18 protein-coding genes are annotated in these 17481 nt (G+C 64.8%); 9 read left to right on the top strand and 9 right to left on the bottom strand.

The window, feature by feature from the left end:
- Positions 1-38: 38 nt before the first annotated feature.
- Together HNP55_RS16780 and pyrC are read right to left on the bottom strand one after the other, a co-directional pair.
- Entirely contained in the window at positions 39-815 is a 777-nt protein-coding gene (locus HNP55_RS16780; RefSeq protein WP_409993750.1) for a DUF3025 domain-containing protein, read from the bottom strand.
- Positions 800-1849 carry a dihydroorotase gene (pyrC, locus tag HNP55_RS16775; protein WP_184301795.1) on the bottom strand — a complete coding sequence of 350 codons (1050 nt, stop codon included), beginning with the start codon at positions 1847-1849 and terminating at the stop codon, positions 800-802. Before pyrC ends, HNP55_RS16780 begins: the two co-directional genes overlap by 16 nt.
- A 103-nt stretch (positions 1850-1952) precedes the next feature.
- On the opposite strand from pyrC, the gene HNP55_RS16770 reads away from it, so the two are divergent.
- Together HNP55_RS16770 and HNP55_RS16765 are read left to right on the top strand one after the other, a co-directional pair.
- The gene (locus HNP55_RS16770) at positions 1953-2876 is read left to right on the top strand and encodes a DMT family transporter (RefSeq protein WP_184301793.1); all 924 of its coding nucleotides are present in this window, start codon (positions 1953-1955) and stop codon (positions 2874-2876) included.
- A 12-nt stretch (positions 2877-2888) separates the two neighbouring features.
- Entirely contained in the window at positions 2889-3536 is a 648-nt protein-coding gene (locus HNP55_RS16765; RefSeq protein ID WP_184301791.1) for a helix-turn-helix domain-containing protein, read from the top strand.
- Here the strand turns inward: HNP55_RS16765 and HNP55_RS16760 are convergent.
- From HNP55_RS16760 to HNP55_RS16735, 6 genes are all read right to left on the bottom strand, one after another.
- Positions 3533-3913 carry a VOC family protein gene (locus HNP55_RS16760; RefSeq protein ID WP_184301788.1) on the bottom strand — a complete coding sequence of 127 codons (381 nt, stop codon included), beginning with the start codon at positions 3911-3913 and terminating at the stop codon, positions 3533-3535. The genes HNP55_RS16765 and HNP55_RS16760 overlap by 4 nt on opposite strands.
- Positions 3914-3997: 84 nt before the next feature.
- Positions 3998-4732 (bottom strand): amino acid ABC transporter ATP-binding protein, encoded by a 735-nt coding sequence (locus HNP55_RS16755; protein ID WP_184301785.1) that lies wholly within the window; start codon positions 4730-4732, stop codon positions 3998-4000.
- Positions 4733-4743: 11 nt separating this feature from the next.
- The gene (locus HNP55_RS16750; RefSeq protein ID WP_184301783.1) at positions 4744-5409 is read right to left on the bottom strand and encodes an amino acid ABC transporter permease; all 666 of its coding nucleotides are present in this window, start codon (positions 5407-5409) and stop codon (positions 4744-4746) included.
- Entirely contained in the window at positions 5406-6149 is a 744-nt protein-coding gene (locus HNP55_RS16745) for an ABC transporter permease subunit (RefSeq protein ID WP_184301780.1), read from the bottom strand. The genes HNP55_RS16750 and HNP55_RS16745 overlap by 4 nt, the downstream gene beginning before the upstream one ends.
- Before the next feature lie 66 nt (positions 6150-6215).
- Positions 6216-7124, bottom strand: a complete 909-nt coding sequence (locus HNP55_RS16740; RefSeq protein ID WP_184301779.1) for an amino acid ABC transporter substrate-binding protein — start codon at positions 7122-7124, stop codon at positions 6216-6218.
- 205 nt (positions 7125-7329) lie between these two features.
- Positions 7330-8271 (bottom strand): LysR substrate-binding domain-containing protein, encoded by a 942-nt coding sequence (locus HNP55_RS16735; protein WP_184301776.1) that lies wholly within the window; start codon positions 8269-8271, stop codon positions 7330-7332.
- A gap of 295 nt (positions 8272-8566) precedes the next feature.
- Between HNP55_RS16735 and HNP55_RS16730 the strand changes: the two genes are divergently transcribed.
- The gene (locus HNP55_RS16730) at positions 8567-9190 is read left to right on the top strand and encodes a hypothetical protein (RefSeq protein WP_184301774.1); all 624 of its coding nucleotides are present in this window, start codon (positions 8567-8569) and stop codon (positions 9188-9190) included.
- A 5-nt stretch (positions 9191-9195) separates the two neighbouring features.
- Here HNP55_RS16730 and HNP55_RS16725 read toward each other — a convergent pair whose 3' ends face one another.
- On the bottom strand, positions 9196-11025 hold the full coding sequence (locus HNP55_RS16725; RefSeq protein ID WP_184301771.1) for an ABCB family ABC transporter ATP-binding protein/permease: 1830 nt from the start codon (positions 11023-11025) through the stop codon (positions 9196-9198).
- Between the two features lie 60 nt (positions 11026-11085).
- On the opposite strand from HNP55_RS16725, the gene HNP55_RS16720 reads away from it, so the two are divergent.
- The 6 genes from HNP55_RS16720 (at position 11086) to HNP55_RS16695 (ending at position 17478) form a co-directional block, all read left to right on the top strand.
- Complete coding sequence (locus tag HNP55_RS16720) at positions 11086-11502, top strand: acyl-CoA thioesterase (RefSeq protein WP_184301768.1); 417 nt, start codon at positions 11086-11088, stop codon at positions 11500-11502.
- A gap of 234 nt (positions 11503-11736) precedes the next feature.
- Positions 11737-14523 (top strand): EAL domain-containing protein, encoded by a 2787-nt coding sequence (locus HNP55_RS16715; protein ID WP_184301765.1) that lies wholly within the window; start codon positions 11737-11739, stop codon positions 14521-14523.
- Between the two features lie 3 nt (positions 14524-14526).
- A complete protein-coding gene (locus HNP55_RS16710; RefSeq protein WP_184301763.1) occupies positions 14527-14703 on the top strand; it encodes a hypothetical protein in 177 nt (58 codons plus the stop codon).
- A complete protein-coding gene (locus HNP55_RS16705) occupies positions 14700-15545 on the top strand; it encodes an HDOD domain-containing protein (protein WP_184301760.1) in 846 nt (281 codons plus the stop codon). Before HNP55_RS16710 ends, HNP55_RS16705 begins: the two co-directional genes overlap by 4 nt.
- An 11-nt stretch (positions 15546-15556) precedes the next feature.
- A complete protein-coding gene (locus HNP55_RS16700; RefSeq protein ID WP_184301757.1) occupies positions 15557-16900 on the top strand; it encodes an HD domain-containing phosphohydrolase in 1344 nt (447 codons plus the stop codon).
- A 14-nt stretch (positions 16901-16914) separates the two neighbouring features.
- Complete coding sequence (locus HNP55_RS16695) at positions 16915-17478, top strand: response regulator (protein ID WP_184301754.1); 564 nt, start codon at positions 16915-16917, stop codon at positions 17476-17478.
- Positions 17479-17481 lie beyond the last annotated feature (3 nt).

Below are 17481 nucleotides of genomic sequence, written 5' to 3'. Positions count from 1 at the left end.
GATTTCTGTAGCGCGCCATGCTAGCGCAGGCTGAAGCCTCAGTTGCGCGGCGGTCTGAACACCTGCAGGTCGGCATAAAACTCGGCCGACTCATTGGCCGGCCACCAGCCCGGCACGCCCAGCACCGGCAGGGGCACAAAAGGCTTGCGCGCCAGCCAATCGACATCGTCGAGCGCGGCGCAGACCGCGGCCTCGTCCAGCGCCGGCAGGATCAAGACATGGGCGCAGATGGGCTTGCGCGGCTGCATCAGCTTTTCCAGCAAGGCATGGCCAAAAGGCAGCAGCCGGGCTTGCTGCCACAGCGGCCTCAGGCTCACAAACAGACGCTGCCAGTCGCGCGCCCGCAAGGCCTCGCACAAGGGCTGGGGCGCGCTGAGCAAGGCCGCGTTTTCATCCAGCACCGTCAAGGCGTCGCGCAAGGGGCCACGGGTGCTGCCGCGCAGATCGTCACCGCGCTGGCTCATATGCAAGGCATTGAGCCTGGCCTTGAGCTGGGGCCACAGCAGCCAGATCAGGCCGTTGAGCAGATCATGGGCGTTGTCCCGCGTGGGCACGCTGGCCGCCCGCTGTACAAAGCACTCGTAGGCCTCGCCCGCCGGCAAGGCCGCCTGCGGCACAAAGCGCAACAAGCCGCCGGGCAAGGCGATGGGTGGGCGCTGCGCAAGCGTGCGGTTCAGGGCCTCGGCCACCGAAGCGCTCTGGCCCAGGGCCTGCAGCAAGACCTGGGCCTGGCGACGATAGGGCGCCAACCAGGGCTGGCCCAGGCTTTGCTCGAAGCTGGCGAGCAAAGCGCCGTCGGTCAGCGCAGCTTCCAAGCCAGGGTTTCGCCGCCGCGCAAGGGCTTGAGCTGGGCCTCGCCGAAGGGCACGGTGCTGGGCAGGGTCCAGCTTTCCTTGAGCAGGGTCACTTGGCCGGTGTTGCGCGGCAAGTTGTAGAAGTCCGGGCCGTTGAAGCTGGCGAAGGCCTCCAGCTTGTCCAGCGCGCCCACGGATTCAAACGCCTCGGCATACAGCTCCAGCGCCGACAATGCCGTGAAGCAGCCCGCGCCGCAGACCGAGTTCTCCTTCAGCTGCGAGGCATGGGGGGCGCTGTCCGTGCCCAGGAAGAATTTGTGCGAACCCGAGGTGGCGGCCTTCAACAAGGCCAGGCGGTGCTGCTCGCGCTTGAGCACGGGCAGGCAGTAGTAATGCGGGCGCAGGCCGCCCATGAAGATGGCATTGCGGTTGTAGAGCAGATGCTGGGGCGTCAGCGTGGCGGCGGTGAAGTCGTCGGCCCCCGTCACATACTCGGCCGCTTCCTGCGTGGTGATGTGCTCGAACACCACTTTCAGCTCGGGCATATCGCGGCGCAGCGGCGTCATCACCCGGTCGATAAAGACGGCCTCGCGGTCGAACACATCAATCTCGGGGTCGGTCACCTCGCCATGCACCAGCAGGGGCAGGCCGGCGCGCTGCATGGCCTCCAGGGTCTTGTAGCACTTGCGGATATCGGTCACGCCGGCATCGCTATTGGTCGTGGCACCGGCCGGGTAGAGCTTCAAGGCCACCACGCCCGCGGCCTTGGCCCGCGCGATCTCCTCGACCGGGGTCAGATCGGTCAGGTACAGCGTCATCAGGGGCTCGAAGTTAGCATCCACCGGCAAGGCCGCCAGGATGCGCTCGCGATAGGCCTGGGCCTGGGCCGCCGTGGTGACGGGCGGGCGCAGATTGGGCATCACGATGGCACGGGCAAACTGCGCCGCCGTGTAGGGCAGGACGCTGCGCAAGGCCGCTTCATCGCGCAGATGCAGATGCCAGTCGTCGGGCCGGGTGAGGGTGAGGGTTTGGGGCTGAGCATGAGGCGTGTTCATGGGCTGGGATTGTCGCAGAGGGTTTGCAGCAGGGTTCGGAAGCGGGCGTCTGTGACATATCCTCCCAGCCCATCCCCTTGCGCATCTGCCCTTGCCGCCCACCATGCACAACATCAGCGCCCCCTCTGAAGCCAGGCCGTCACAGGCAGCGCTGGCCCTGGCCGCCGCCTGCTCGGCCGGATTCCTGTGGGGCACCGGGGCTTTGGTGGTGAATGTGCTGATCAGCCAGCATGGCTTCAGGCCCGAGAACATCTCGTTCTGGCGCTTTGCCCTGGGCGCGGCCGTGTTGCTGGCCGTCTTTGGCAGGCAGCTACGGTGGCAGGCTTTACGCCCCCTGCTGCCGACCGTGCTGCTGGCCGGCATGGCCATGGCCGGCTATGTGCTGTGCTGGTTTCTCGGCATTGAGCGCATGGGCGCCGCCATCCCCACCTTGATCGCGCTCTGCCTGCCGCCCGTCATCGTGACGCTGGCGGCGCTCTTGCGGGGCCAGGAAAAGGCCGACGCGCAACTCATCCTCGTCCTGGCCGCCGCCTTGGCTGGCACGCTGCTGATCGTCTCCAGCCACGCCACGGGCAGCAGCGCCAAGGATCAGCAGGACCTGATCGTCGGCATCGCCTACGCCCTCGCCTCGGCCTTGCTCTACGCCGGCTTCACCTTGGTCAGCGGCAGAATTTCAATCCAACTGGGCTCGGGCCAGGCCGCGGCCTGCCTGACCCTGGTGGCCGCCCTGGCCATGGCGCTGGCCTCGATCTACCGGCCGCTGCAATGGCCCAGCGGCATCCCACCGCAGGCCTGGTTCCTCTATCTGGGCGTGGTGACGGCGGCGCTGGCCCTGCTGGCCTTCAGCTGGGGCGCGGCCAGGCTGAGCCCGACCGCCCTGACCGTGGCCACCTTGATCGAACCCCTCACCGCCACGGCGCTGGCCGCGCTCTTGCTCGGCGAGCGACTGAGCGCCTGGCAGTGGATCGGTGGCGTGCTGCTCTTGCTGAGCATCTGGGGGCTGGGGCGCAGGTCTGCCAAGCAATAACACAGCATACGCATGGACTCCGCCTTCCTCCAATGGAGCGCCACAAGCCCGCAGGCCGGCAAAACCCTGGTGCTGCCCGACGGCTGCCACGACCTGATCCTGCGTGTGCCTGCGGCGGGCCGGCCGCATTGGCTGGCGGTGGCGCTGATGGATCGCGCGGAATGGGTTCACAGCCAGGCGGGCGAGCAATTCCTCGGCTTCAGGCTGATGCCCTGGGCGCAGGTGGACAAGACCGCCATCGTGAACGCCTTGCAACAGCGTTCCTGCCCCGATCCGGCCGAAGCCAAGGCCTTGATTGTTTCCGGGCTGCGCCTCGACCACCGCCTGGCCGAGGCTTTGCAGGCCCTGGCCCAGGCGCCCTCGGTGAGCCAGGCTTGCCGCGACCTGGGGGTTGCCGAGCGCAGCCTGCAACGCCTGGTCAGCGGCCAAACAGGGCGCACGCCCAGCTACTGGCGCAGCCTGGCGCGCCTGCGCCGCAGCGCCCGGGCCCTGCAGGGCCAGGCCTTGCTGCCCTGGTCCGAGCTGGCGGCGCAGCAGGGCTATGCGGACCAAGCCCATCTGTGCCGCGAGTTCCGGCGCTGGTTGGGCTGCACACCCCAGCAGTTCCGGGCCCGGCCGGACTGGCTGGCGCAGGCCTGCGCACCTGGCTTTGAGGGTTAGGCCATGGGCGTACAAAGCTCCACCAAAAAGCCATCGCCGTCGGCCACATAGGCGACGGTCTGCCCCCAGGGCATCAGCTCAGGCTCCTGCTTCAAGACCGCCCCGGCCGCCAGGGCGCGTGCCAGGGCGGCGGGCACATCGGGCGTGCTGAGGGCGATCTCGAAGCAGGCGCGGTCGGGGTCGGCGGGCTGCGGCGTTTTGCCCATGTCCCGCAAGAGCTTGCGGGAGCAAAAAGACAGGCTGGTGCTGCCCGTTTTCAATTCGCCAAACGCGCCGGTGTCATCCAGGAATTTGGTCTCGAAGCCGAAAGCGGCCTGGTAGAACTTCAGGCTGGCGGGAACGTCTTCGACGTAGAGGATGGTGTAGGCGAGTTGCATGGGACATACCCTTCAAAGTTGCGCGGAAACTGAAGGGTAGGCCAGGCGGGCGGGGTTTGTATTGAAGAAACCCGCCACACGCCATCAATGTTGCAAGATCTTGTTCAAGAAATCCTTGGCGCGCGGCGAGCGGGCCTCCGGATTGCCGAAGAATTCCTCGCGCTTGCAGTCCTCGATGATCTTGCCGGCGTCCATGAAGATGACGCGGCTGCTGACCTTTTTGGCGAAGCCCATTTCGTGGGTCACGCACATCATGGTCATGCCCTCCTGGGCCAGCTTGACCATCACGTCCAGCACTTCGCCGACCATTTCCGGGTCCAGGGCCGAGGTGGGCTCGTCGAAGAGCATGACGATGGGGTCCATGCTCAAGGCGCGGGCAATCGCCACGCGCTGCTGCTGGCCGCCGGAGAGCTGGCCGGGGAATTTGTCCTTGTGGGCCGACAGGCCGACGCGGTCCAGCATCTTCAGGCCACGGGCCTTGGCGTCCTCGGGTGTGCGGCCCAGCACCTTGATCTGGGCGATGGTCAGGTTCTCGGTGACGCTCAAATGGGGAAAAAGCTCAAAGTGCTGGAACACCATGCCCACACGCGAACGCAGGCGCGGCAGATGGGTCTTGGGGTCGGCCAGCGAGACGCCGTCCACGACGATATCGCCCTTCTGGAAGGGCTCCAGCGCATTGACGGTCTTGATCAGCGTGGACTTGCCCGAACCCGAGGGGCCGCACACCACCACCACCTCACCTTTTTCGATCTTGGTGCTGCAGTCGGTCAGCACCTGGAAGGGGCCGTACCACTTGGAGACGTTTTTGATTTCAATCATGGCTTTGCTCTCTAGCGGATGATGGCGATTTTTTTCTGCAAGCGACGCACCAGCATCGACAGGCTGAAACAGATCACGAAGTAGACGACGGCCGCCACCAGATAGGTCTCGACCGGGCGGTTGAAGTTCTTGCCGGCGATCTCGAAGCCCTTCAGCAAGTCATAGGCGCCGATGGCGTAGACCAGGGAGGTGTCCTGGAACAGGATGATGGTCTGGGCCATCAGCACCGGCAACATATTGCGGAAGGCCTGGGGCAGCACCACCAGCTGCATGGTCTGGCCATAGCTCATGCCCATGGCATAACCCGCAGCCACCTGGCCACGCGGCACGGACTGGATGCCGGCCCGCATGATCTCGGAGAAATAGGCCGCCTCGAACACCGTGAAGGTGATGATGGCCGACATCTCCGCGCCCATGGGTTTGCCGATCAGCATGGGGATGAGCAGGAAGAACCACAGAATCACCATCACCAGCGGGATGGAGCGCAAGGTGTTGACGTAGAAGGCGGCCGGGGCGATCAACCACTTCTTGCCCGACAAGCGCATCAGCGCCAGCACGGTGCCCAGGACGATGCCGCCCAGCGTGGCGATCAGGGTCAGCTGGATGCTGAAGATCAGGCCCTTGAGGATGAAGCTGGAGGCAACACCCCAGTTGAGGAAGGAAAAATCTAAATTCATTTGTCCACCCCCACCATGCCCGGGATCTGGATGCGGTGTTCGATAAACAGGGCCACCCGGTTGACGATGAAGGCCGAGACGAAGTACAGCGCCGTGACGGCCAGATAGATCTCCACGCTGCGCGCGGTTTCTTCCGAGGCCTGCATGGCGAACATGGTCAGCTCGGCAATGCTGACCGCAAAGGCCACCGAGGAGTTCTTGACGATGTTCATGCTCTCGCTGGTCAGCGGCGGGATGACGATGCGCAAGGCCATGGGCAGCAGCACATAGCGGTAGGTCTGCGGCAGCGTGAAGCCCATGGCCAGGCCGGCGTAGCGCTGGCCCTTGGGCAGGCTCTGGATGCCGGCCCTGACCTGCTCGGACACGCGGGCCGAGGTGAAGAAGCCCAGGGCCAGCACCACCAGGATGAAGCTGGGCACCTGGCGCAGCGCCGGGATCAGCGAAGGCAGCACGTGGTACCAGAGGAAGATCTGCACCAGCAAGGGGATGTTGCGGAAGGTCTCCGTCCAGGCATCGCCAACAAAAACCAGGCCCTTATTGGGCGTGGTGCGCAAGATGCCCATCAGGGCGCCCACGGCCAGGGCCACCAGCAGGGCCAGGCCCGAGACGCTGAGCGTCCAGCCCCAGGCCGACATCATCCAGTTCAGGTAGGTGATGTCGCCACCGCTGCCAAAGCAGCTTGGAATCACCTCCCCATCGATGGTGTTCTTGCAGAACACCTGCCAATCCCATGTAGACACGGCTCTCTCCTCTCAAAAAAAGAAAGCCGCGTTGCGGCGACCTTCCCAGACTGCTCTAGAACCTGTTTACTTCTTGGCGTAGTCTTCGGCCGGCTTGTCATTGGGGTTGGCAATGGCGGCCTTCAGGTTGTCGCTCATGGCCAGGCCCACCTTGGTGTTGGCCGGGGGAATGGCTTGCAGCAACCACTTGTCGTAGAGCTTGTTGATTTCGCCGGACTTCATCATGGCCTTGATGCTGTCGTCCACGGCCTTCTTGAAGGCGGGGTCATCCTTGCGGAACATGATGGCGATGGGTTCCACCGACAGCACTTCGCCGACGATTTTGAAGTCGGCCGGGTTCTTGGACTTGGACACCAGGCCGGCCAAGAGCGAGCCGTCCATCACAAAGGCGTCGGCGCGGCCGGACTCCAGCAGCAGGAAGCTGTCGGCGTGGTCCTTGCCAAACACTTCCTTGAAGTCCAGGCCGCTGGCGCGCTCGTGCTTGCGCAGGGTCTGCACCGAGGTCGTGCCGGTGGTGGTGGCCACGGTGCGGCCGGCCAGCTGGTTGATGGAGCTGATGCCCGAATTGGCCTTGGTGACCATGCGCACTTCTTCAACAAAGGTCGTCACGGCGAAAGACACATCCTTCTCGCGCGCCTTGTTATTGGTGGTGGAGCCGCATTCGATGTCCACGGTGCCGTTCTGCACCAGGGGGATGCGGTTCTGCGAGGTGACGGGCTGGTACTTCACGTCCAGCTTGGCCAGGCCCAGGCTCTTCTGCACATCGGCCAGCACGCGTTGGCAGATCTCGACGTGGTAGCCCACGTACTTGCCGTCACCCAGGGTGTAGGACAGGGCGCCGGAAGACTCACGCACACCCATGGTCACCGCGCCGGAGTCCTTGATCTTTTTGAGCGTATCTTCGGCATGCACTGCGCCGACGGCAGCGGCGGCCAAGGCCAGAGCGAGGGTATTGGCGAGCAGAGATTTCTTCATAAACACTCCAGAAAAAAGAGGCGCGGATGAGCGCAAAAAAGAAGCGCGGTAAGCCGCTGGAAAAAGGTATGCGCAGGCTTGTCAGCACGAGCTGCTGCAGATACCGAAGGAGAACATGCGGAGGGCACGATCCACATAAGTGATTACACGAATTCGTCGGTCGAACAAGGCCAAACCCGCGCCGCCACGGGGCGCAGCGCGCACATCAGGGCGCAGTGAGGAAATCCCATAGCGCCAGGGCCGAAGGCTTGTTGCGGCGCGAGAGCTCGGGCCGCTCGCGGTAGATGCGCAACTCCATGGTCAGCTCGAACTCGCCCGGCGCCGCCGCCTGCACCAGGCGGCCGGCACGCAATTCCTGCTGCACCGAGCTGGCCGGCAAAAAGCTCAGGCCATGGCCTTCCAGCGCCATGGCCTTGAGACCCTCGGCCATATCGGTTTCGTAAATAGCGTCGAGATTCAGCGGCACGGCCGAGTCCTTGGCGATCAATTCGACCAAGCGACCCAGATAGGCGCCCGAGGCATAGCTGAGAAAAGGAATCTTGGGCCCGCCCTGGCTGACCGCCCCCTTGGCCCGGGCTTGCGAGGGCAGCCGAAACAGCGGCCGGCCCTTGGCATCGGCCTTGGCATAGGCGGCCAGGGTCTCCTGGCCCAGGGAGGCCATCTCGTAGCGTTCGGGGTCCAGCTGCAGAGGCTGGCTGGCGTGGTGGTAGACGATCAGCAGGTCGCAATTGCCCTCGCTCAGCTGAAGCATGGCGTCATGCACATTGAGCGCATTGAGCCGGCTCTTCAGGGCGCCGAAGCGCTGACGCAGGTCCATCAGCCAATGCGGGAAGAAGCTGAAGGCCAGCGAATGCGGCACGGCGAACTCGATCATGTCCTGCCCGGCGGCCTGGTGGCTGCGCAACATATTGCGGGTGGCCTGCAGATTGCCGAGGATCTCCACCGCCTGGGCCAACAGGGTTTCGCCGGCGCCGGTGAGGCGGGTGGGATAGGAGGAGCGGTCCACCAGATCGGTGCCCGCCCAGGCCTCCAAGGCCTGGATGCGACGCGAAAAAGCCGGCTGAGTGACATGCCTCAGCTGCGCCGAGCGCGAAAAGCTGCGCGTCTCGGCCAGGCTCACAAAATCTTCAAACCATTTGGTCTCCACGCCCGCAGTGTAGCCGGGCTCCCCGGACCGGCCGGCCCGGCCTCAAGCTGCCGCAGCCGAACCTCGCCCACGCCCGGCGCCAACACCCGCGCACCTCGTGCCCGCCGGATCCGGCCTCGGCCCCCCTTGATTGAAGGATGAGCCACACACCATTTCACAAGCTCTCTGGCTACATTCAGCGGGACGCATCCCTCAAACCCGTTAACCACGGAGCTGACCTATGTTGGCAATGAGAACCCTGATCGCAAGCATTTGCCTGGGTGGAGGCTTGGCGGCAAAGGCTGCGCCCCTCTTGATGGATTTCGAGAGCGTCCCCACCGCGACCAATCATCTGGTCAGCGGCAGCAACCCCTATGCCGCGGAGGTGCAATTCCTCCGCAGCGCCTATAGCGTGACCAGCGCCTGGCCCGGCTCGCCCGGCGGCGGGGCCGGCAGCGGCTTGTTCTTCCGTGACCCAACGGTCTACGGCTCCGGCACGCGCGGCGCCATGTTGATGTGGGGGGATGACGATGGCCAGGGCAATACCTCCCTGGTATTCAATGTGGCAGGAGGCTTCAGCGCTCAGTTTTCCATGCTGTACGGTGCGCTCGTGGCCAGCGGCACGGTGCAGGTTTTTGACGGCCTGGATGGCCAGGGCCAGTTGCTGGGAGGGCGAGACATCTCGGGCACCGCCCCCTGCATCGATCCGAAAACCGGCGCCCTCTTGTCCGACTTCGTCTGCAACTGGGGCAAGGCCGAGATCAACTTCAGCGGCACGGCGCATTCGGTGCGCATCTTCGGCAGCAATGCGGCCTTCTTCCTCGACGATGTCCAACTCGGCCAGGCCGGTGGCGGCACCCTGCCCGAACCCGGCAGCATGGCGCTCAGCCTGGCTGCCCTGGGCCTGATGGCTTGGCGAGCCAGGTCGCGCAAGCCCTGAGTTACTCAGCCCGCCGCGCCGCTTTGCTGCAAGCGCCACATGCGGGCGTACACGCCTTGGCGGGCCAGCAAGGCCTCGTGATCGCCGCGCTCGACGATGCGGCCTGCCTCCAGCACCAGGATCTCATGCGCGTCCACAACGGTGGACAGGCGGTGGGCAATCACCAGCACCGTCTTGTTCTGGCCGGCGGCGTCCAGCTCCGCTTGAATGGCGCGTTCGTTGCTGGAGTCCAGCGCCGAGGTGGCCTCGTCAAAAATCATCAGCGGCGGGTTCTTCAGCAAGGTGCGGGCGATCGCCACCCGCTGCTTCTCGCCACCGCTGAGCTTGAGCCCGCGCTCGCCCACCATGGTCTCGTAACCCTTGGGCGTGGCGGCGATAAAACCGTGGATATGGGCCGCCCGTGCCGCCGCCTCCACCTGGGCCTGCGTGGCGCCGGGCTGGCCGTAGGCGATGTTGTAGGCCACCGTGTCGTTGAACAGCACCGTGTCCTGCGGCACGATGCCGATGGCACGGCGCAGGCTGGATTGGGTGAGGCTGCGCAGCTCCTGGCCGTCGATGCTGATGCGGCCGCTGTCGATGTCGTAGAAGCGGAACAAGAGGCGCGCCAGCGTGCTCTTGCCCGAACCGCTGGGCCCCACCACCGCCACCTTCTTGCCGGCGGGGATCTCGAAGGACACATCGTGCAGGATGGGCCGCGCCTTGTCGTAGGCAAAGCTCACATGCTCGAAGCGCACGGCCGCGCCCTGCACCTGCAAGACCTTGGCATCCGGAGCATCGGCCACCTCGCGCTCGCGCTCCAGCAGGCCGAACATCTTGTCCAGATCGGTCAGGCTTTGCTTGATCTCGCGGTAGATCACGCCCAGGAAGTTGAGCGGGATGTAGAGCTGGATCATGAAGGCATTGACCATCACCAGATCGCCCAAGCTCATGCGCCCCGCCACCACACCCTCGGTGGCCCGCCACAGCATCAGCACCAGGGCCGAGGCGATGATGAGCTGCTGGCCGGTGTTGAGCAGGGACAAGGTGCTCTGCGTCTTCAGCTGGGCACGGCGCAGCTTCTCCAGGCTCTCGTCGTAGCGGCGGGCCTCGAAGTCCTCGTTATTGAAGTATTTGACGGTCTCGAAGTTCAACAAGGAGTCGATCGCCTTGCTATGCGCCACCGAGTCCAGCTCATTGAGCTGCTTGCGGAACTTGGTGCGCCACTCGGTCACCGTGATGGTGAAGCTGATGTAGAGCGCCAGGGCCGCCAGCGTGATCCAGGCAAACCAGGCGTCGAACTTGATGGCCAGCAGGCCCAGCACCAGCAACACCTCGATCAGCGTCGGCACGATGCTGTAGAGCGAGTAGGAGATCAGCGAATGCACGGCGCGGGTGCCGCGCTCGATATCGCGGGTCATGCCGCCGGTCTGGCGCTCCAGATGGAAGCGCAGGCTCAGATCATGCAGATGGCGGAACACCTGCAAGGAAATGGAGCGCGCCGTCCCTTCGGTGGCCTTGGCGAAGATCAGCTCACGTAACTCGGTAAACAGCGAGGTCGACAGGCGCAGCGCACCGTAGGCCAGCAGCAGGCCCAGGGGCACGACGGCCATGCTTTGCACCGAGCCGGGCTTGATGGCCAGGCTGTCCACCAAGGACTTGAGCAGCAGCGGCACGCCGACATTGGCGAACTTGGCACACAGCATGAAGGCCAGGGCGATGCCCACCCGCCAGCGGTAGCGCCACAGATAGGGCAGCAGCTTGGCGATGGTGGCCCAGTCGCTGCGCTGGGTTTTGGGCGCCGCTGCCGCATCCTCGGCGGGGTGGCTGGGCAGAGGAACTGCAGGGTTTCTTCGCATGGGCAGTGGCGGCGGCTTGGCTTGCGGGAAAATGGGCGGCAATTCTCTCAGGGTTCCCCCATGTCCGACGCCAATACCTCGAATACCCCCAACCCCGCCGCCGCAGATGAACGCGTGCTCGTTCTTCGCGTCATGCCCATGCCGGCCGACGCCAATGCCAATGGCGACATCTTCGGCGGCTGGATCATGGCCCAGGTGGACCTGGCCGGCTCGGTGCTGCCGGCGCGGGTTTCGCGCGGCCGCATCGCCACCGTGGCGGTGAACGAGTTCATCTTCAAGCAGCCGGTGTCGGTCGGCGACCTGCTGTCTTTTTACGCCAAGGTCACCCGCATCGGCCGCACCTCCATCACCGTGCACGTGGACGTGGAAGCCGAGCGCAACCCGGCCCAGCCCGAGCTGGTCAAGGTCACCGAGGCCAATCTGACCTATGTGGCGATTGACCGCGAGGGCAAGCCGCGGGAGTTTGCCAAAGGATAAGAAAAATTACCAATTCCCCTTCACACAGCCGTCTACTTGTTCGATATGGTTCGAACAAAGCTAACCGTGTTTTTTATCGGATTGAAAAATACCGAAAAAAGGGGACCGCGATGAGACCTAGCCAAAGCAGCTGCGAGCATTCTGAACTAGGCATTCACTGACGCCTCGTCAAAGCGCATGGATACCCGGGGATCGCCAGGCCCAGAGTCCTTTGGCAGCACACAAGCCAGCTTGTTGAGCGCGGCTTGGCAGAGTCTTGTTAGGCTGAGCCTGCAGCGCAAGCTGCTGATTTCCTTGTTGCTGGCCGCAATGGCCGTGGGCCTGCCTAGCTATCAGCAATTGCACAACGCTCGCCAGCAAAACCTGCTGGAAGAGTCCCACCAGGTGCTGCTGCTGACCGGCCTGCTGCTGCTGGCCTTGTTGCTCATGGCCAGATTGATCGTGCAGGATCTAGGGCAAGGCCGGCGCGCTCTGGTGCACCGTGCGCGCTTGCTCGATCACGCCGAGGAACTGGCCCAGCTGGGCTGCGCCGAGACGGATTTGATGAGCGACACGGTGCGCTGGACGGCCGGCATGGCCCGCTTGTTCGGCGAACCCTGGACGGACGCCCCGCTGGACCCGGACTGGCTGTATCTGCGTGTACCGCGCGGCGAGCGCGAACGGGTCGACCGCCATTGCCGGGCGGTGACGCCGCAACAGCCCTGCGAGTTCCAGCATCGCATCATCCGCGCCGATGGCAGTCTGCGCACCGTCTTGCACCGGGCCATCATCGAAGTCGACGACAAGGGCTGGCCGCGTCGCAGCCTGACCCTGCTGCAAGACATCACCCAACAGCGTGACGTGGAGCAACGCGTCCAGCTGCTGGCCAATTGCTGCCCCGTCACCGGCCTGTTCAACCGCTCGGCCCTGCTGGAAAGGCTGCAAGCCGTCCAGTCCCGCTGCCAGGCCGAGCAGCGGGGCCTGGCCGTGCTGGCCCTGCAGTTGGAGCAACTGGGCATGGTGATGGATTCGCTGGGCTACGAGGGTGGCGACCGTTTGCTGCAAATCATCAGCCAGCGCCTGAGCGAGCAGGCCGGCAACCGCGGCGTGCTGGCCCACCTGGGGCTGGGCGAATTCGTGCTGCTGCTGGAGACGCCCGCCGTCGGACCGGAGCAGCAGGAACAGGCCTTGCAACAGGCAAAAGACCTGTGCGAACGGTTGGCGCGTCCGCTGGAGCTGGGCGAGGCCCAACTGCAACCCAGCTGCGCCGCCGGCCTCTGCCTGAGCAGCGGCGAGAACGATGCGCCACAACGCCTGCTGCACCAGGCCCAGGCAGCGCTCAAGCGTGCGCGCGAACTGGATGATCATCAGGTCTGCATTTACGACCCCGAGCACCATGTGCGCGCGGTCTCCCGCCTTGGGCTGGAGGCTGGCCTGCGGCGGGCGCTGGCCACCGAGGGCCTCAGCCTGGCCTTCCAGCCCCAGCTGGAGCTGTCCCGGGGCAAGGTCTGCGGCGCCGAGGTGCTGCTGCGCTGGGTCGATCCGGTGCGGGGCCCGATATCGCCGGTCGAGTTCATTCCCATCGCCGAGGAAAGCGGCCTGATCCTGGAGCTGGGCGAATGGGTGTTGCGCCAGGCCTGCATCCAGCACATGGCCTGGCAAGACCAGGGCCTGCCCGGTGTGCGCCTGGCCGTCAATCTGTCGGCCCGGCAGTTGCAGCAGCCCGACATCGCCTGGCGCATTCAGAACGTCTTGCGCGAAACCGGCATGGACCCGCGCTATCTGGGGCTGGAAATCACCGAAAGCATCTTCGTCGATGAAAGCCCCCACCTCGTGCGCGCCCTGGGTGCCTTGAAAGCCCTGGGGGTGGAGATCTCGCTGGACGATTTCGGCACCGGCTATTCCAATCTCGGCTATCTGCGCAAGCTGCCCATTGACGTGGTGAAGATTGACCGCAGCATCGTCCATGACGTGGCGGCCGCCGCCCACGATGTCTCCATGACCCGGGCCGTCATCAATATGGCACACAGCCTGCAGATGCGCGTGCTGGCCGAAGGGGTGGAGACCGAGGGGCAATTGGCCCTGCTGATGGCGCACAGCTGTAACCAGATGCAGGGCTTTTATTTCAGCCGGCCGCTGGCGGCCGAGGACTTTGCCGCCTTGCTCAGGGAAGGTCGCTGCCTGCCCGAGCAATTGTTCAGGCGCGAACGCGAACGTACCCTGCTGCTGGTGGACGATGAAGACAATATCGTCTCTTCGCTGCGCCGCCTGCTGCGCCGCGATGGCTACCACATCGTCACGGCCAGCAACGGCGCCGAGGGCTTGCAAAAGCTGGCCGAGCACAATGTGGACGTGATCATCTCGGACCAGCGCATGCCCGGCATGACCGGGGTCGAATTCCTGCGCCGAGCCAAGGAGCTTTACCCGGCCACCGTGCGCATGGTGCTGTCGGGCTATACCGAATTGCAGTCCGTCACCGACGCGATCAACGAAGGTGCCATCTACAAATTCCTGACCAAACCCTGGGATGACGAGCGCCTGCGCGCCCATGTGGAGGAGGCCTTTCGCCGCAAGGAGCTGAGTGATGAGAACCAGCGTCTCAGCACCGCCGTCAGCGAAATGAATCAAGAGCTGGCCGAGGTCAATCGGCGCCTGCAGCAGCTGCTGCAGTCCCAGGCCGAACAGATAGGGCGCGAGGGGGCCAGCCTCCAGCTATTGCGCGAGCTGCTGGAATGCATCCCGATCCCGATGATTGGCGGCGATAACGATGGCTTAATTAGTTATATCAACGAACAAGCGGAATCTATATTCCCTCATCAATCACCTCTGGGCCAGCAGGCAGAGGATGTGTTACCCGAAGGCCTGCAGACCCTTTGGCGAGGGCAAAACGGTAACGCCGCCCATGTCCAACTGCGCGAACAAGGCTTTCATGCGCTCTACCGCAGCTTGAAGGGTGGCGCCGTGGACCCAGCGGGCCGGAGCACTTCACGCGGCTGGTTGCTGTTGTTGATGCCCGAGCAACAGAGCATGGAAAGGGTTTGAGGCATGAGAAATACCAACAGCCCCGAGCAGGAGCCGCCGGCACCGGCCGCCAAGCCATCAGCGGCCCAGTTGCGCCTGACGCAGCTGTTCCGCCACAGCTTGCGGCAAGGCGATATCAATCCCCTGCTCTACCTGCTGCTGCGTCACCGACGTGGCGACACGGGGGAGCCGCCCCGATGAAAGTCAAAGAGGCGGCCGAGTCGCTACAGCGGGTGCGCGAACTGCCGTCCCTGCGCGGCGTGGTACTGGACCTGCTGGGCTCGCTCAACGACCCACAGGCCGATGTCGAATCGGTGTCGGCCAAAGTCGCGCTGGACCAGGCCATCACGGCCAAGCTGCTGCGCCTGGCCAACTCGCCCTTCTTCGGCCTGTCGCGGCAGATCACCTCGGTGAACGACGCCGCCGCCATCGTCGGCCTGCGCTCGCTGCGCAATATCGCCGTCGCGGCGGCGCTGGTGGACGCCTTCGATCCGCAGCGCTGCCCGGCTTTTGCACTACGCCCCTTCTGGCGCCACGCCATCGGCGTGGCCTTGGCGGCAGAAGCCATGGCCCCTCTGTGCGAGCTCGAAGCAGCGACGGCCTTCAGCGCCGGGCTGCTGCACGATATCGGCCGCCTGGCTCTGGCCCTGGCCCTGCCCGAAACCTATTCCGAACTGCTGCAGTGGCAGCAGGAACAAGACCTGCCCCTGTTGGAGGCAGAACAGTCGCGGCTGGGTTTGACGCACTGCGAGGCCGGCGCCCAATTGGCCGAGCAATGGCTGCTACCACCACAACTGATTCGCTGCATCGCCCTGCACCATCAGACCGAGCTGAGGGAACCGGACCTGCTGGTGGATCTGATCCATCTGGCCGACAACCTCTGCCATGCACTGGATCTGGGTGGTGATCCGGGTGACGCCGTGCCCGTTTTCAGCCTGGCCGGCTGGCAGCGCCTCGGGCTGTCCAACGCCCAATTGCTGGCTGTTTGCAAGCAGACCGAAACCCGCCACGAGTCTCTTTGCCAAGCCCTGGCGATCTGCTGAGCCCCCAAGTCATGACCGAGTCCGCCATCGAACAAGCCGTGATCTTATGTGTGGATGACGAACCGTCCATCCTCAGCGCCCTGCGCCGCCTGCTGCGGCCGCAGGGCTACAAGGTCTTGATGGCCGAGAGCGGCGCGGCCGGCCTGGCTCTGCTGGAACAGGAGGCGGTGGCGCTGGTGATCTCCGATATGCGCATGCCGGTGATGGACGGCGCGCAGTTCCTGGAACAGGTGCGCCTGCGCTGGCCCGGGACGATACGCATCCTGCTCACCGGTTACGCCGATGTGGGATCGACGATTGCCGCCATCAACCGGGGCGAGATCCACCGCTACGTCGCCAAGCCCTGGGACGATCAGAACATGCTGCTGACGGTCGCTGACGGCCTCAACCGGCGCCGCCTGGAGCAAGAGAATGCCGCCCTGCTCAGCCTCACGCAACGACAGAACGAGGAGCTGCAATCGCTCAACGCCGGCCTGGAGGCGCGGGTCAAGGCACGCACCCAGGAGATCGAGCAGATCAACGCCATGCTGGAGCAGGCCTATGCCCAGCTGCAAGACAATTTCCTGCTCTCCATCAATGTGTTTGCCGGTCTGACGGAGTTGCGCGATGGCAGCCTGGCCGGCTACTCGCGCCAGGTGGCCCAGCTGGCGCAGCTGACCGCCCGGCGGCTCAAGCTGGGCCGCTCGGTCGAGCAGGATGTCTACATCGCCGGCCTGCTGCACGAGGTGGGCAAGATCGGTTTCCCCGATGCCATGCTGCGCAAACCCATGTCGGTGCTGGTGGGCGAGGAGTTGCTCCGCTTCAAGCGCCACACGCTCAGTGCCGAGGCCGCCTTGATGCCGCTGGCGCAGTTGCAAAAAGCGGCGCGCCATGTGCGCTCCCAGCATGAGAGGCTGGACGGCAAAGGCTTTCCCGACGGGCTGAAAGGCCCCGACCTGCCCCAGGCCACGCAGGCTCTGGCCGTCGCGGCCGACTATATGGGTCTGCAAAGCGGGCGCCTGGCCGAACGGCGCTACAGCGCCGCCGAAGCCCTGGCACTGATCCGAGGTGGCGCGGGCACGCGCTACGAGGAGCAGGTGGTCGAAGCCTTTGGCGAAGCCCTGAAGGAAAAAGCCGAAACCGTCAGCGACGACCGCTTGCTCAATGCCACCGAGCTGGAAGAAGGCATGGTGCTGGCCCGTGATCTGACCAGCCCGCAAGGCACCTTGCTGCTGGCGGCCGGTTTCGTCTTCGACGCCCGCGTCGTGCGCCAGGTGCGTGAATTCGCCCAGCGCGAGGGCGCCAAGCTGCAGCTCTACATCCGCCGCAGCGACGCCAGGCAGCCAGCTGCTTCCGACGCCATTCCACGCCTCTAAAGCCCGGAGAAGCCATGACGCAAACCATTCTGCTGGTGGACGATGAGCCCAACATCCTCTACGCGCTCAAGCGCCTCTTGCGCCTGGGCCTGCAGGACGCACAACAGCAGCCCTACAAGGTGGAGAGCTTCAGCGACCCGCTGCAGGCCTTGCGGCGGGCCGAGGAATGCAGCTTCGCGCTGGCGATCTCCGACTACCGCATGCCGCAGATGAATGGCGTGCAGCTGCTCTGCGGCCTGCGCGCGCTGCAGCCCGACTGCGCACGCGTCATCTTGTCGGGCTATACCGATCTCAATGGTCTGACCGCGGCCATCAACGAAGCGGCCATCCAACGCTTCATCTCCAAACCCTGGAACGACCACGAGCTGCTGTGCGGCGTGCGCGAGCTGCTGCGCATCCGCGAACTCGACCTCGAAAACAGGCGCCTGGCCGATCTCCTTCGCCAACAGCAAGGCCAGCTGAGCGCACAGGATCTGGAGTTGCGCAGGCTGGAGCAACTGGAGCCCGGCATCACCCAGGTGCAATGGAGTGAGGACGGCGCCATCCTGCTGGAAGACCCGGGGGAGGTGCGCTGGTGAGTC

Source organism: Roseateles oligotrophus, assembly GCF_014204525.1.
Taxonomy (GTDB): domain Bacteria; phylum Pseudomonadota; class Gammaproteobacteria; order Burkholderiales; family Burkholderiaceae_C; genus Paucibacter_A; species Paucibacter_A oligotrophus_A.
The sequence above is the reverse complement of the archived record's forward strand: the minus strand, read 5'-3'. Positions and strand labels throughout refer to the sequence as shown.